11 protein-coding genes are annotated in these 14,881 nt (G+C 68.1%); 7 read left to right on the forward strand and 4 right to left on the reverse strand.

Going from position 1 to position 14,881, the window contains the following annotated elements; translation table 11 throughout:
- The first annotated feature begins 24 nt into the window (after positions 1–24).
- The 4 genes from AC3G88_RS28350 to AC3G88_RS28365 are packed head-to-tail and all read left to right on the forward strand — an operon-like array spanning position 25 to position 6,473.
- Positions 25–1,836, forward strand: a complete 1,812-nt coding sequence (locus AC3G88_RS28350) for an arylsulfatase (protein ID WP_488894367.1) — start codon at positions 25–27, stop codon at positions 1,834–1,836.
- Positions 1,833–4,439, forward strand: coding sequence for a spermidine synthase (locus AC3G88_RS28355; RefSeq protein WP_488894368.1), 2,607 nt, complete (start codon positions 1,833–1,835; stop codon positions 4,437–4,439). Before AC3G88_RS28350 ends, AC3G88_RS28355 begins: the two co-directional genes overlap by 4 nt.
- Entirely contained in the window at positions 4,436–5,422 is a 987-nt protein-coding gene (locus tag AC3G88_RS28360) for an AAA family ATPase (RefSeq protein WP_488773190.1), read from the forward strand. The genes AC3G88_RS28355 and AC3G88_RS28360 overlap by 4 nt, the downstream gene beginning before the upstream one ends.
- 19 nt (positions 5,423–5,441) lie before the next feature.
- Positions 5,442–6,473: a DUF58 domain-containing protein gene (locus AC3G88_RS28365; RefSeq protein WP_488773191.1), complete on the forward strand. Its 1,032-nt coding sequence runs from the start codon at positions 5,442–5,444 to the stop codon at positions 6,471–6,473.
- Between the two features lie 73 nt (positions 6,474–6,546).
- Here the strand turns inward: AC3G88_RS28365 and AC3G88_RS28370 are convergent, their stop codons facing one another.
- Entirely contained in the window at positions 6,547–7,503 is a 957-nt protein-coding gene (locus AC3G88_RS28370) for a Bug family tripartite tricarboxylate transporter substrate binding protein (RefSeq protein ID WP_488773329.1), read from the reverse strand.
- A gap of 78 nt (positions 7,504–7,581) precedes the next feature.
- On the reverse strand, positions 7,582–8,721 hold the full coding sequence (locus tag AC3G88_RS28375) for an L-talarate/galactarate dehydratase (RefSeq protein WP_488773192.1): 1,140 nt from the start codon (positions 8,719–8,721) through the stop codon (positions 7,582–7,584).
- 301 nt (positions 8,722–9,022) lie between these two features.
- Between AC3G88_RS28375 and AC3G88_RS28380 the strand changes: the two genes are divergently transcribed.
- Positions 9,023–10,018: a LacI family DNA-binding transcriptional regulator gene (locus tag AC3G88_RS28380; protein ID WP_488773193.1), complete on the forward strand. Its 996-nt coding sequence runs from the start codon at positions 9,023–9,025 to the stop codon at positions 10,016–10,018.
- On the opposite strand, the gene pdxR is transcribed toward AC3G88_RS28380, so the two are convergent.
- The gene (gene pdxR, locus AC3G88_RS28385) at positions 10,019–11,503 is read right to left on the reverse strand and encodes a MocR-like pyridoxine biosynthesis transcription factor PdxR (protein WP_488894369.1); all 1,485 of its coding nucleotides are present in this window, start codon (positions 11,501–11,503) and stop codon (positions 10,019–10,021) included.
- 136 nt (positions 11,504–11,639) lie between these two features.
- Between pdxR and AC3G88_RS28390 the strand changes: the two genes are divergently transcribed.
- The gene (locus tag AC3G88_RS28390) at positions 11,640–12,281 is read left to right on the forward strand and encodes an FMN-binding negative transcriptional regulator (RefSeq protein ID WP_488773195.1); all 642 of its coding nucleotides are present in this window, start codon (positions 11,640–11,642) and stop codon (positions 12,279–12,281) included.
- Positions 12,282–12,308: 27 nt separating this feature from the next.
- Here the strand turns inward: AC3G88_RS28390 and AC3G88_RS28395 are convergent, their stop codons facing one another.
- Positions 12,309–13,184 carry a LysR family transcriptional regulator gene (locus AC3G88_RS28395; RefSeq protein WP_488773196.1) on the reverse strand — a complete coding sequence of 292 codons (876 nt, stop codon included), beginning with the start codon at positions 13,182–13,184 and terminating at the stop codon, positions 12,309–12,311.
- A 137-nt stretch (positions 13,185–13,321) separates the two neighbouring features.
- Between AC3G88_RS28395 and argH the strand changes: the two genes are divergently transcribed.
- Positions 13,322–14,824 carry an argininosuccinate lyase gene (gene argH / locus AC3G88_RS28400; RefSeq protein ID WP_488773197.1) on the forward strand — a complete coding sequence of 501 codons (1,503 nt, stop codon included), beginning with the start codon at positions 13,322–13,324 and terminating at the stop codon, positions 14,822–14,824.
- The last annotated feature ends 57 nt before the right edge of the window (positions 14,825–14,881 follow it).

The following is a 14,881-nucleotide window of genomic DNA, read 5'->3' on the forward strand; positions in this document are numbered from 1 at the left end:
GGACCAAACCAGAGGGAGCTTTCGATGAGACCAGAAGCGGGTACGCGTCTGACAAGGCTGGCCACCAGCGCGGCGATTGTCGCCATCCTGGCCGTGGCCGGCTGCAAGAAGGCCGACGAGAACAAGACGGCGCCTGGCGCTGCGTCGGCCCCGGCCGCCCAGGTGCCGACCGCGCCGCCCGCCGAGGCCACCGCGCCAACCGCGCCGGTGGCCTCGGCCCCGGCCGCCAACGGCGCGTCGCCCGTGGCGGCAGCGCCGGCCAGCGGCACGGTGGCGCAGGGCAGCCGCGGCGGCAAGCCAAACATCCTGGTGATCTTTGGCGATGACGTCGGGCTGGGCAACGTCAGTGCGTTCAGCCATGGAGTGGTGGGCTACAAGACGCCGAACATCGACCGCATTGCCCGCGAGGGCATGATGATGACCGACTACTACGCCGAAAACAGCTGCACGGCAGGACGCTCGACGTTCATCACGGGGCAGTCGGTATTCCGCACGGGCCTGTCGAAAGTGGGCCTGCCCGGCGCGCCTGTGGGCCTGCAGGACCGCGACATCACGATCGCGCAGGCGCTCAAGCCGCTGGGCTATGCCACGGCGCAGTTCGGCAAGAACCACCTGGGCGACCAGGACCGCTTCCTGCCCACCAAGCACGGCTTCGACGAATTCTTCGGCAACCTGTACCACCTGAACGCCGAGGAGGAACCCGAGCGCCCGTACTGGCCGAAGGACAATCCCGACTTCCTCAAGTTCTACAACCCGCGCGGCGTGCTGCACAGCACGGCAGACGGCAAGATCGAGGACACCGGCCCGCTGAACCGCAAGCGCATGGAAACGATCGACGACGAAACCACCGGGGCCGCCGTCAACTACATCCAGAAGCAGGCGCAGGCCAAGCAGCCGTTCTTCGTCTGGATGAACTTCACGCGCATGCACCTGTTCACGCACGTGCGACCCGAATACCAGGGCAAGGCCGGACTCGGCGCTGGCCATGAGTACGCGGACGGCATGTGGGAAATGGACCAGAACGTCGGCAAGCTGCTCAAGGTGCTGGATGACACGGGCATCACCAACGACACGCTCGTCGTCTTTACCACCGACAACGGCCCCAACTTCTTCACGTGGCCCGATGCGGCCAATACGCCGTTCCGCAGCGAGAAGGACTCGAACTGGGAAGGCGCGTTCCGTGTGCCGGCGATGGTGCGATGGCCGGGCAGGATTCAGCCCGGGTCCGTGACCAACGGCCTGATGTCCGGCCTGGACTGGTTCCCGACGCTGCTGGCCGCGGCGGGCGACGGCGACGTCAAGGACCGCCTGCTGAAGGGCACAAGCCTGGGCGGCAAGAGCGCCAAGGTGCACCTGGACGGCTACAACCAGCTGCCGATGCTCACGGGCCAGACCGACAAGAGCGCGCGTAACGAGTTCTACTACTTCAATGACGATGCCGAACTGGTGGCCATGCGCTATGACGTGCTGACCCAGGGGGCGACGCAGCCCACCGCATGGAAGATCGTGTTCTGCGAGCAGCGGCAGAACGGATCGTTCATGGTGTGGAAGGAGCCGTTCACGTGCCTGCGCGCGCCCAAGTACTTCAACCTGCGCATGGACCCGTACGAGCGCGCCGACACGGGGCCGACCAACCGGTACTTCGACCTGGAAACGCAGAACCCGTACCTGTTCATCGAGGGCAACCGCCGGGCGATCAGCTTCCTGCAGACCTTCGTCGATTACCCGCCAAGCCAGTTGCCGGCGAGCTTCACGATCGACCAGGCCAGCGAGAAGATCAAGCGCCAGGTGGCCGACCAGATGGCCAAGGTCCAGCAACCGCAGCAAAAGAAGTGACGGCAGCCCATCGCAAGCTGGAGCCCGGCGTGAAGCGTCAACGCGTCTCACGCCGGCCGTCGGCCTCCGGCTCCGCAGCAGCGCAGGCGCAAGTACAGGCGCGCGGCGGCAGTGCCGGACTCCGGCAGGCCGCGGCGTTGCTGTGTCTGTCCGGCGTGGCCGGTCTTGTCTATCAGGTGCTGTGGATCAAGCAGCTGTCGCTGGTGGTGGGCGTGGACGTGCATGCGGTCACCATCGGCGTCAGCGCATTCTTCGGCGGGCTGGCGCTGGGCGGCTGGGCCGTGGGCCGGCTGGCGGACCGTACGGCATCGGCCTGGCGTCTCTACCTGTGGCTGGAACTGGCCATCGCCGTGCTCGGCATCGCGGCGACGCTGGCGCTGGCCCGTTCCGCCGCGCCGTTCGCATGGCTCGAAGTGCGGGCCGGGGCTGCCGCATGGGCGCTGCCGCTGGCACTGGTCGGGCTACCGGCCATCGCCATGGGGGGCACATTGCCGGCGCTGATGCGCGCGTTGCGCGGCGACGGTGTGGCACTGGGTGCCAATGGCGGGCGGCTCTATGCGGCCAATACCGCTGGCGCCATCGCCGGCACGCTGCTGGCGGCCTTTGTCCTGATTCCGCTGCTGGGCATCACCGGCAGCGCCTTGGCGGCGGCCGCGCTCAACGGGCTGGCCGCGCTGGGCGCCTGGTGGTTCGGTCGTTCCTGGACCGATCCTGTCGATGTACCGGCCGCGCCGGCGAACGCCCCACGCGCATCGGGCCAGCGCGTGCTGGCGTTGACGCTGTACGCGCTGGCCGGCGCGATTGCGCTGGGCTACGAAGTGGTCTGGTCGCAGGCCATCGTCCAGTTCCTGAGCACGCGAGCCTTTGCCTTTGCCGTGATGCTGGCAACGTACCTGGCCGGCCTGATGATCGGCAGCCTTGTCGTGGCGCGCCGCGTGGACCGGGCGAAAGACCCGTGGGGCATGTTCGCGCTGCTGGTCGTGGGCGCCGGGCTGGTGGCGCTGGTCGAATTCGCATGGCTGGGCGAATGGCTGCCTGCCGCACAGCAGGTGGTGTCGCAACGCGTGCTGGGCGCCACTGGCAATCTGCTGGTGGCCACGTGTGCCAGCTTTGCCGTGGCGGCGCTTTGCATTGTGTTCGTGCCGACACTGCTGCTGGGGGCCGCCTTTCCGTACGTGGTCCGCCTGTCGGTCGATCCTTCGCGCACCGGGTCGGGCGTGGGTGCCGTACTGGCGCTGAATACACTCGGCGGCATTGCGGGGTCGGTGCTGGCGGGCGTCTGGCTGGTGCCGACGCTCGGCGTGGTGCATACGCTTGGCGTGCTCGCCTGCGCCAGCGGGCTGGTGGCCGTTCTGGCGGTGGCGTTCGGCGACGGCACCGGACGCCGCGCGCGCTTTGCCATCCCGCTGCTGGCCGTCGTCACATTGATCGTTGCCGTGGCCACGCCCGCCGACCGGCTTGCCGCACTGCTGGCCCGGACGCGCGGGGGCGATCTGGTGTTTTACGAAGAAAGCCGGGGCGCCACCGTGGCCGTGGTGGAGCAGGGCCGCGCCGCGCAGCGGTTTCATCGGCTCTACATCCAGGGTGTCTCGAATTCGGGCGACACGATGACGTCGTTGCGCTACATGCGCCTGCAGGCATTGCTGCCGCTGATCGTCCACAACGGCACGCCGCGGGCATCGCTGGTGATCGGTCTGGGCACCGGCATCACGGCTGGCGCCACGCTGCAGTACCCAGGGCTTGAGCGGCGCGTGGTGGCGGAACTGCTGCCCGCCGTGGTGCGCGCGGTGCCTCAGTTCCAGGGCAATTTCGACGTCAGCCGCAGCCCGCAGGTCGATATCCGCCTGCGCGACGGCCGCCGCGAACTGCTGCAAAGCACGCAGCGCTACGACCTGATCACGCTGGAGCCGCCGCCCCCGTCGGCCAGCGGCGTGGTCAACCTGTATTCGCGCGAGTTTTACCAGTTGGCCGCCGCGCGGCTGCAGTCGGGCGGCATCGTGGCCCAGTGGCTGCCGCTGCCGACGCAGAATCGCGACGACACCCGGTCGCTGGTGCGCAGTTTCCTCGACGTCTTCCCGCATGCCACGCTGTGGACCACCGAACTGCACGAAATGCTGCTGGTGGGATCACTGCAGCCGATGCCGCTGGATGCGGCCACCATCGCATCACGCTTTGGCCAGCCTCAGGTGTCGGCGGCGCTGCGTGCGGTGGGGGTGGCATCGCCGGCGGCGCTGCTGGCCACCTATGTCACCGATCGGGCCGGGCTGGACTGGTTTGCGGGCGATGCGCCAGCCGTGACCGACGACCGGCCGCGCATCGAATACGCCGGGTGGGTGCGGCGGCAGGACTTTCCGCCGGTGCTGCGCGAACTGCTCGACCTGAGCGCCGATCCGCCGCTCCGGGGCGCCAGCGACGCGCTGCACCAGGACATCCGCCGCGAGCGCGCCACGCTGCATACGTTCTACGCGGCCGGGCTCGACGCCTATCGCGGCGACCGCGCGCAGTGGATGCGCGATATCGGCACGGTGATGCGCGCGGACCCCGACAACCCCTACTACAACTGGTTCACCGGCGGACGCCCGGATCACCAGGAGACACGATGAGTGCGCGCGACGACATCCTGCAGCTTCAGGCACGCATGGGCGAGTCGATCGTTGGCCAGGCACGCATGATCGAGCGGCTGCTGCTGGGCCTGCTGGCCAACGGCCACCTGCTTGTGGAAGGGCTGCCGGGGCTGGCCAAGACGCGGGCGATCAAGAGCCTGGCCCGGCATCTGGACGCCCGGCTGTCGCGCGTGCAGTTCACACCCGACCTGCTGCCCGCCGATATCACCGGCTCGGATATCTACGTCACCGACGGCGGCAAGGGCGAATTCCGCTTTCAGCCCGGGCCGCTGTTTGCCAACCTGGTGCTGGCCGATGAAGTGAACCGCTCGCCCGCCAAGGTGCAGGCGGCCCTGCTGGAGGCCATGGAGGAACGGCAGGTGACCGTCGGCGGCAAGACGCACCGGCTCGAACCGCTGTTCCTCGTCATGGCCACGCAGAACCCGATCGAGCAGGAAGGCACGTATCCGCTGCCCGAGGCGCAGATGGACCGCTTTCTGATGCACGTGAGCGTCGGCTACCCGCAGGCCGATGCCGAGGCCGAGATCATCCGGCTGGCCCGCGCCGAAGAGGACGACGGCAGCACGGCAAATCCGCAGCGGCAGCAGGCAGGCGAACAGCGCCTGTCGCCCGAGGCCATCTTTGCCGCCCGCCAGGCCATTCACGGCGTGACGGTCAGCGAGCCGGTGGAACGCTACATCGTGACGCTGGTACAGGCCACGCGGGATGCGGGGCGATTCGACGATGACCTGAAACGGTGGATCCAGGTCGGGGTAAGCCCGCGAGGATCGATCGGGCTGGACAAGGTGGCCCGCGCCATCGCGTGGCTGCGCGGTCGCGACCACGTGACGCCCGACGACGTGCAGGCGGTGGTTCACGACGTGTTTCGCCATCGGCTGATCCTGTCGTACGAAGCCCACGCCGCGGCCGTGGGCGCCGACGCCGTGATCGACCGGCTGCTCGAACGCGTGGCGGTGGCCTGACCGCGCCGCACCACGTGCCATGACCCGCGACATCGCCGCGCGCGCCCGCTCCCAGGCCAGCGCCACGCCGTCGGCCTCGCAGGCCGTGCCCGGCGTCAGCGTGGACCTTGCCGCGCTGGCCGCCCTCGAAGCCAGCGTGCGGGACTTCCATTTCCGCACGCGGCAGCCCGTGCACAGCCTGCTGTCGGGGCGGCACGGGTCGCGCGTGCATGGCCGGGGCCTGGCCTTCGAGGAACTGCGCCTTTACCTGCCCGGCGACGATGTGCGGACGATGGACTGGCGCGTCACGGCGCGCACCGGCAAGCCGCACGTGCGTCTGTATGCCGAGGAAAAGGAGCGGCCGGTGCTGCTGGTGGTGGATCAGCGCATGAACATGTTCTTCGGCAGCCGGCGCGCCATGAAATCGGTGACGGCGGCCGAGGCGGCGGCCCTGGCGGCGTGGCGGGTGCTGGCCGATGGCGACCGCGTGGGCGGCGTGATATTCGGGGACGCCGACCAGACCAGCATGGCGCCGCAGCGCAGCCGCCACGGCGTGCTGCATCTGCTGGGCGACCTGGCCCGGCACAACCAGCGGCTGCGCGCCGATGCCCGGGCGCAGCGCGGTGCCACCCAGCTGAATGGCGCGCTGGAGCGGGCGCTGCGGCTGGCGCACCACGACCACCTGGTCATCGTGATCAGCGATTTCGATGGCGGCGACGACCAGACGCGGCACCTGATGCTGGCGCTGCGCGGGCGCAACGACGTGCTGTCCGTGCTGGTCTACGACCCGTTTCTGCTGGAGCTGCCCGCGTCGGGGCAACTGGTGGTCAGCGACGGCGAGTTGCAGGTGGAACTGGGTTTTGGCCATGAGGCGCTGCGGCGCAACGTGCGCAGTTTTGCCGATGGCCACAGTGCCGCGCTGATGGACTGGCACAAGGCCATCGGCGTGCCGCTGCTGCCGTTGTCGGCCGCCGAGGACACCGCCGCCCAGCTGCGCAGGCTGCTGGGCGGGCGGCCTCCGGCGCGCCGTAGGGAGACGTCTTGTCACGGAAATGAAAGGAGGGCGCCGTGATGGCGCCCTTGGCGATGCCATTTACCGCGCGCGCAGGTCGCCCGCGAATGGCTTCGGCGGCACTGCGGGCGGCTTAGTCGGCCGTGATGTTGCCGGTCTGGATCACCTTCTTCCAGCGCGCGAATTCCGACGCCTGGAACGCCGTGAACTGCTCGGGCGTATTGGCCACGACTTCGAAGCCCAGTTCCAGCAACTTTGGCTTGTTGGCCGGATCGTTCATCGCCGCGACCACCGCGCTGTGGAGCTTGGCCTTGATATCGGCCGGCAGCCCCTTGGGCGCGGCAATCGCCTGCCACGAATACACCGTCACACCCTTGTAGCCCAGCTCTTCCATGGTCGGCACGTCGGGCAGGATTGGCGACCGCTTGCTGCTGGTGATGGCCAGCGCGCGCAGCTTGCCGGCCTTCAGGTGCGGCACGGCGGTGTTGATGTTCATGAACGTGGCATCCACCTGGCTGCCGAGCAGGTCGTTCAGCGCCGGCGCACCGCCCTTGTACGGCACGTGCAGACCCGTGGTGTTGGTCTGCTGCCAGAACAGTTCGGCGGTCAGGTGGTCGCTGGTGCCATTGCCCGCCGACGCGAACGTCATCTTGTTCGGGTTGGCCTTTTCGTATTGGATGACGTCCTGCAGCGACTTGTACGGCGAACTGGCCGGCACCGCCAGCACGTTGGGCGCCTGCACGGCCACGCTGATGTAGTCGAAGTCCTTGGTCGGGTCATAGCCGGGATTCTTCGTCAGGTGCGGGCCGATCACGAACGGCCCCAGCGACGACACGAACAGCGTGTAGCCGTCTGCCGGTGCGCGCCTGGCGGCCGCCGCGCCGATCATGCCGGCCGCGCCGGGGCGGTTATCCACCACGAAGCTGCCGCCAAACGTCTGCTGGAACTTGGCGCTCAGAATGCGCGCGATGTTGTCGGTCGATCCGCCCGGCGGGAACGGCACGATCATCGTCACCGGCTTTTCTGGCCAGGCGGCGTGGGCTGCCGCCATGGTGACCCCAAGCAGTAGCGTTACCAGCGCTTTCTTCATCATCGTTGTCTCCTTGTGTTTCCGTTTTACTGATGTTTGCGGTGATGGTGTCTGACGACCGCGGGCAGCGACCGTGGATCAGCTGGCGCCGAATTCGGCGTGCTCGCGCGTCCAGGCCCGCGCCTGTTCGCTGACGGTGAGCCCCAGGCCCGGGCGGGTCGGTACGACGATGCGGCCGTTCGCGATGTCGAGCCGCTCGTTGAACAGCGGTTCGAGCCAGTCGAAATGCTCGACCCACGGCTCGCGCGGATACGCGGCGGCCAGATGCACGTGCAGTTCCATCGCGAAGTGGGGCGCGATCATCAGCCCGGCATGCTCGGCCAGCGCGCACACCTTCAGGAACGGCGTGATGCCGCCCACGCGCGGGGCATCGGGCATCAGGTAGTCGGCGGCACGGTGACGGATCAGGTCCCAGTGCTCGGCGGCGCTGGTCAGCATCTCGCCGGTGGCGATGGGCGTGTCGAACTGCTGCGCCAGCGCGGCATGGCCTTCGTGGTCGTAGGCGTCGAGCGGTTCCTCGATCCACACCAGGTTGAACGATTCGAAGGTGCGGCACATCCGCTGCGCGGTGGGGCGGTCCCACTGCTGGTTGGCGTCCACCATGATGGGTACGGCATCGCCAAGCTTTTCGCGCACGGCCGACACGCGCTGGATGTCGATCTTGCCGTCCGGCTGGCCGACCTTGAGCTTGATGCCGCCGATGCCGCGCTCCACCGACGCGGCCGCGTTGACCAGCAGCTGGTCCAGCGGCGTATGCAGGAAGCCGCCCGACGTGTTGTAGCAGCGGACGGAATCGCGATGCGCGCCCAGCAGCTTGGCCAGCGACAGCCCGGCACGTTTGGCCTTGAGATCCCACAGCGCCACATCGAACGCGCCGATGGCCTGCGTGGACAGGCCACTGCGGCCGACCGACGCGCCGGCCCAGCAGAGCTTGTCCCACAGCTTGGCGATGTCGCTCGGATCCTCGCCAATCAGGGTGGGGGCGATCTCTTTGGCGTGCGCAAACTGGCCGGGGCCGCCGGCGCGCTTGGCATAGCTGAAGCCCAGGCCTTCATGGCCGCTGGCGGTGCGGATTTCGGCAAACAGGATGGCGACTTCCGTCATCGGCTTCTGTCGGCCGGTCAGCACCTTGGCGTCGCTGATCGGCGTGGCCAGGGGGAGGTAGCAGGACGACAGGCGGATGGCGGTAATCACGTCAGAGGCGGGCGAGGCGGTCATAAGGCGGTGCTTCCTGATCGAGCGTCCGAGTCTTCGGACATCGTATGACATCGTTGTCAAAAAATGGCCGGATACGGCCCATGTGCGTTGCTATAATGCTGGCCCCCGCGATGGCGACACGCCGATCTACGCGATAACGCACTGCAACATGCGACAAACATTCGTCTTCACGCGACACCTGGAATTGCGCAGGACAGCGGGGTGTGAAGAATGCTAACGTTGTCATTTGCGGCGGTCAACCATTGAGGCGGCACCTGGCGTCGTCGTTTACCCGCACTTCCAACTCTTGATCCGAGCAGGCATGTCCGATTTATCCGGCGGCAAGTCCGTCACGCTGCACGATGTGGCGCGCGAAGCGGGGGTTTCCCTGATCACGGCATCGCGGGCGCTCAGCAATCCGGGGCTGGTCTCCGCCAAGACGATTGCCCGCGTGCAGCAGGCCGTCGAGCACACCGGCTATATCCCAAACCTGCTGGCTGGCGGCCTGAAATCGCGCCGCAGTCTGACCGTGGCGGCGCTGGTGCCGAATATCGCCGTCGCGCAGTTCCTGCCCACCGTCAAGGCGCTGACCGACGCGCTGGATGCGGCGGGCTATCAGTTGATCCTGGGGCAGACCGGCTATGACCATGCGCGCGAAGAGGCGCTGCTGGGCACCATGATCAGTCGCCGGCCCGATGGCATCGTGGTGACGGGGCTGGTCCACGCGCAGGCATCGCGTGACCGCCTGCGCCGCTCCGGCATTCCGGTGGTGGAAACCTGGGATCTGAGCGACCGGCCGGTGGACATGGCTGTGGGCTTCTCGCACCTGAAGGTCGGCAGCGCCGTGGCCGGCTACTTTCTGGCAAAAGGTTGGCGACGGTTCGGCATCGCTACAGGCGACGACCAGCGCGCAGCCGTGCGCCGCGAGGGTTTTATTTCGACGTTGGGACACGAAGTGCCGACCGCGCGCGTGCCCGCGCCCAGCAGCCTGGGCCTGGGACGCCAGGCCCTGCGCAGCCTGCTGGCACAGGACCCGGCCATCGAGGCGATCTTCTGCAGCTCTGACCAACTGGCCCAGGGCGTCGTCGAAGAGGCCCGGGCGCGTGGCCTGCGCATCCCCGAGGATCTTGCGGTCTGCGGCTTCGGCGACGCCGACTTCGCAGCGGACATGGCCCCGCCGCTGACCACGGTTCAGGTCGATGGCGCCGGCATCGGCACGCTCGCCGCCGGCCTGCTGCTGGCACGCTGCCGGGGCGAAACGGTGGCAGAGCCGGTGGTCGATCTGGGGTTCAGGATTGTGGAGCGGGGAACGACTTAATTAGCGTGGTTCAGCACGGATGGCCGCGCTGCCAATCACCCCCGCCAGCCGCCGCGCCGCTTGCTCGATTTCCAGATCGCCGAATCCACCAAAGCCCAGTATCAGCCCCGCAGGCGGCTTGTCGGCGGTGTAGGTGGGCGACACCGCGCGTACCGCCACGCCGGCCTCGGCGGCGCGCCGGACCACCTCCCGGTCATCGATGCCGGGCGCCAGCCATAGCACAAGGTGCATGCCCTGGTCAGACGGCTGAAGCCATGCCAGATCGGCGGGAATCTCCCGTTCGATGGTCCGGATCACGAATGCTCGCCGCTCGGCATGCACCCCGCGTACGCGCCGGATATGGCGGTCGAGATGGCCTTCGGCGATAAAGGCGGCCAGCACGTGCTGGTCTGCCGTGGGCGGATGCCGGTCCATCAGCACCCTGGCGCCGATGTAGGCGTCGACCAGCGGCTCGGGCACCACCGCATACCCCAGCCGCAGCGACGGATAGAGGATCTTGCTGAACGTGCCCAGATAGACCACGCGCTCCGGCGCCAGCCCCTGCAGCGACGGAAACGGGTGGCCGGCGTAGCGCAGTTCGCTGTCGTAATCGTCCTCCACGACCCACGCCTGCTGCCGGTCGGCCCAGGCCAGCAGGGCCTTGCGGCGCGCCATGCCGAGCGGCATGCCCAGCGGATACTGGTGCGACGGCGTGACAAACGCGGCGCGCGCCTGCGGAGCCAGTGCGATCCCGGCTTCGACGTCGATGCCTTCGTCGTCCACCGGCACGCGCACGATGCGCTCGCGCGGCCCGATGCTTTCCAGAATGGCGGTGATGCCACGATAAGCCGGGTTCTCGACCCAAACGGCATCGGCGGGGTCGAGCAGTACCTGGCAAGACAGGAACAGCCCCTGCTGCGTCCCGGTGGTGATCACGACCTGGCTGGCGTCGCAATGCACCGAGCGCGAGCGGCGCAGGTAATCGGCAATCGCCTCGCGCAATGGCAGCGCGCCCTGGGGTTCGCCATAGCCAGCCGGCGCGGCGCTGCCGCCGGCGCGCAAACGGTTGCCAAGCCGGCGCCAGTCTTCGTTCGGCGCGGCGGCGCCGGCCGGTACCGACACCGCGAATGGCACCTGCGGCAGGGCGGTGAATTCTCTGGCGATGGCAGCAAACTTCTGTGCGGCAGGGGGCAGCACGATGCCCTCGCGCGCCCGCCGCCGCGTCAGCGGCGCAGGCGCCAGCGCGGCCACACGGGTGCCGGCGCCGTGCTGTGCGGTGAACACCCCCTCGGCAACCAGTTGCTCGAACGCCTCGACCACGGTGCCGCGCGACACCTTCAGCGCCTCGGCCAGCGCGCGCGTGGACGGCAGCGATTCGCCAGGCTTCAGGTCGCCATGCGCGACGGCGTCGCGCAGCGCCTGCACCAGCTGGCGGCCAAGCGGCCCCGCAGCGCGGTCCAGCACGCCAATGAACGGAATCTCGGGCACTTGTGCGGTTCTGGGCATGACGGGCAGAAGCGGAGGAGGGCAGAAGGGGCCGGAAAGTGGTCCGATGAAGTCGGCACAAACTGGCCCTACACTCTACTCCAGTTTATGGCCAGAATACGACTTCAACATCCCCAGACACCACGCCGGAGCAGTCATGTACGTCCCCGCCCATTTCGAACTGGCCGACCCGCAGGCCATGCACGCGCTGATCGGCGCCAACCCGTTCGGCACGCTGTTCACGCACGGCCGCAGCGGCATGGATGCCAACCATATCCCGTTCGAAATCGACCCGGACCAGGGCGAATCGGGCATGCTCAAGGCGCACGTGGCCCGCGCCAATCCGGTCTGGCAGGACGTTGCCAACGGCGACGAAGTGCTGGTGGTGTTCCGCGCCGGCGATGCCTATATCTCGCCGAACTGGTACCCCAGCAAGCACGAAGCCCACAAGCAGGTGCCAACCTGGAACTACCAGGTGGTGCACGCCCATGGGCGCATCACGGTGCATGACGACGAACGATACGTGCGCGGCGTGGTGGCCCGGCTCACGCGCCACCACGAGGCCAGCCAGCCGCGGCCCTGGAAGATGTCCGACGCGCCCGCCGATTTCATCGACACGCTGCTCAAGTCCATCGTCGGCATCCAAATCGAGATCACGCGCCTGCAAGGCAAGCTGAAGCTGGGTCAGCACAAGGACGCCCGCGATATCCGCGGCCCCGGCGAGGCCCTGATGACCCAGGGCAGTACCGTGATCGGGCAGGCGATGCTGGACCGGGCGGTGGAGAGGGAGCGCGGTTGAGGTGCGTCGTCCTCCGGACCCTGAGCCTTACCCCCGCATCACCTCCCGCACACATCGCAGGAATTCCTGTGCCAGCGCGGGCACGGGGCGCTGGGGATTGGTCAGCACGAAGCTCTCGAACTCGATGGCCGGTTCGAATGGCAGCGCCTTCAGGCCCGGGAACCGCAGGGTGCGCACCACCAGCGGGTTGACCACGCTGACCCCAAGCCCCATTTCCACCATCGTGCAGATGGTGGCGGCATAGGGCGTTTCCAGCGTGAGCACGCGCCGATCCGGGATAAACGCGGCATCGACGATGGCGCGGGTGCCGTCGCCGCGCGTCAGCGAAATGAACGGCTCGCCGGCCAGATCGTCGGCACGCACACGTCGTTTTTTCGCCAGACTGTGCGCGGCCGGCACGATGCAGACGCCGGCCTCGCGGTGCAGCGGATCGCCTTGGATACCCGCCATTTCCACCAGATAAGACACCAGGCCCACGTCGCAGAAGCGCGCCGCGGTCCATTTGGCGACGGTCGGCGAATCGCTCGTGTGCACGGCGATCGGCACGTCGGGATACCGGCCGCGGAAGCGGGCGATCGCCGAGGGCATCACCGTCATGGCGATCGACGGTACCGTGGCCACGCGCAGCGTGCCGACGCCCGCCTCGCGGATCGAGCGCGCGGACGCCTGCAGGCTGTCCAGGCCGACAAAGGCGCGCTCGACGTCGCGGAACATCGCATCGGCCTCCACGGTGGGCGTCAGGCGCCCGGCAATCCGCGTGAAGAGCCGGAAGCCGCACGCCTTTTCCAGTTGGGCGATCACCCGGCTGATATTGGGCTGCGACGTATGCAACTGCGTGGCGGCAGCGGTCATCGAGCCGGACAACATCACGGCACGAAAGGCTTCGATCTGCTTGAAATTCATGTGACAGGCGTGGGTGCGACAGGCTGCGAAAGTGCGCCGATGGTATATCAAATCTGCATGGCGATGATGAAACGTCTGATTTGACGATATGACGAGCCGATTCCCATACTGGCCTCCAACAACGAGGAGAAAGTTGCATGGAATCAAAGGTCAGCCGCCGCCTGACGCAAGCCACCGCCCCCGAAGTCTGCGAGCACATCTACCTGCCGCGGCTGCATCGTGAATTCGGCCCTGGCTTCCGCTATCTCACCGACATCAACCAGGCGCACCTGCTGATGCTGCATGACGCCGGCCTGATTCCGGCCGACGTGGCCGGCACGCTGGCGCGGGCGCTGCGCCAGATCGAGGCAGAAGGCCCGGCCGCCGTGCCGCTGGACCCCGAGCGCGAAGACGCCTATTTCAACTACGAGACTCGCCTGATGGCCGTGGCTGGTGCCGATGCCGGCGGCCGTCTGCATGTGGCGCGCAGCCGCAACGACATCCTCGCCACGCACGACAGGCTGCGCGCCCGCGATACCGTGCTGGCGCTTCTGGCCACGCTGGCCGATACGCGCGACGTGGTGCTGCAGCAAGCCGCCGCCCACGTCGATGCGGTGATGCCGGGCTATACGCACCTGCAGGCCGCGCAGCCGATCACCTATGGCTACTACCTGTGCGGCGTGGCGCAGGCGATGGGCCGCGACATCGCCCGGTTGCGCCATGCGCTGGAAGGCCTGGACGCCTGCCCGCTGGGCGCCGGGGCGCTGGCCGGCACGGCATTCCCGATCAATCGGGCCGCCACGGCGCGTTGGTTGGGCTTTTCCACTTACGTCCCCAATTCGCTCGACGCGGTGGCCTCGCGCGACTTTGCCTGGGAGATCCTTTCCGCCATCACGATTGCCACCGTCACCTGGGGCCGCGTCGCGCAGGACCTGTACATCTGGGCGACGCCGGAATTCGGCCTGATCGACTTCCCGGACAGCGTGGCCGGCATCTCCAGCATCATGCCGCAGAAGAAGAACCCGGTCGTGCTGGAATACCTGAAGGGCAAGGGCGGGCACATGATCGGCCTGCTGACCGCGTCGCTGGCCGCGCTGAAGGGCAGCCACTTCACGCACAGCGGCGACGGCAACCGCGAGAGCATGCGCGGCTTCTGGGAGGCCACGGACGAGGCGCTGCGCTGCGCCAGCCTGCTCCGGCTGGTGCTCGAAAACGCCACGCCACAGCGCGCCAGCATGCTGGCCCGCGCCCGGCGCGACTTCTCTTCGGCGACCGATCTGGCCGACATGCTGGTGCGCGACGCCGGCATGTCGTTCCGCGAGGCCCATCATGTGGTGGGCGCGGTGGTGCGCGAGGCGCTGGACCGGCACGTCCCGGCCTGCGACATTGACAGCGACATGGTGAACCGGGCGGCCGCGCATCACACCGGCCGCGCGCTGGCACTGGATGCCGCGTCCGTGGCGCGCTGCCTGGACCCGGTGCAAGGCGTGGCCGCGCGCGTGGCCGCCGGTGGCCCCGCACCAAGCCTTGTCCGTGATCAGGTCGACGCCCAGCTTGCCTCGCTGGCCCAGGACCGCCACGCCATCGACACGCTGCGCCACACCGTGGGGACCAATCGCGCCACGATGAAGCGCGCGGTCGAACAACTCGCCAGCCGATAGCCATCGACACATCACCGACGCTTCGACCCAGCATTCGGCTAGCCGATTTAACCGATA

The sequence above is a fragment of the Cupriavidus sp. 86D6 genome (assembly GCF_057815095.1).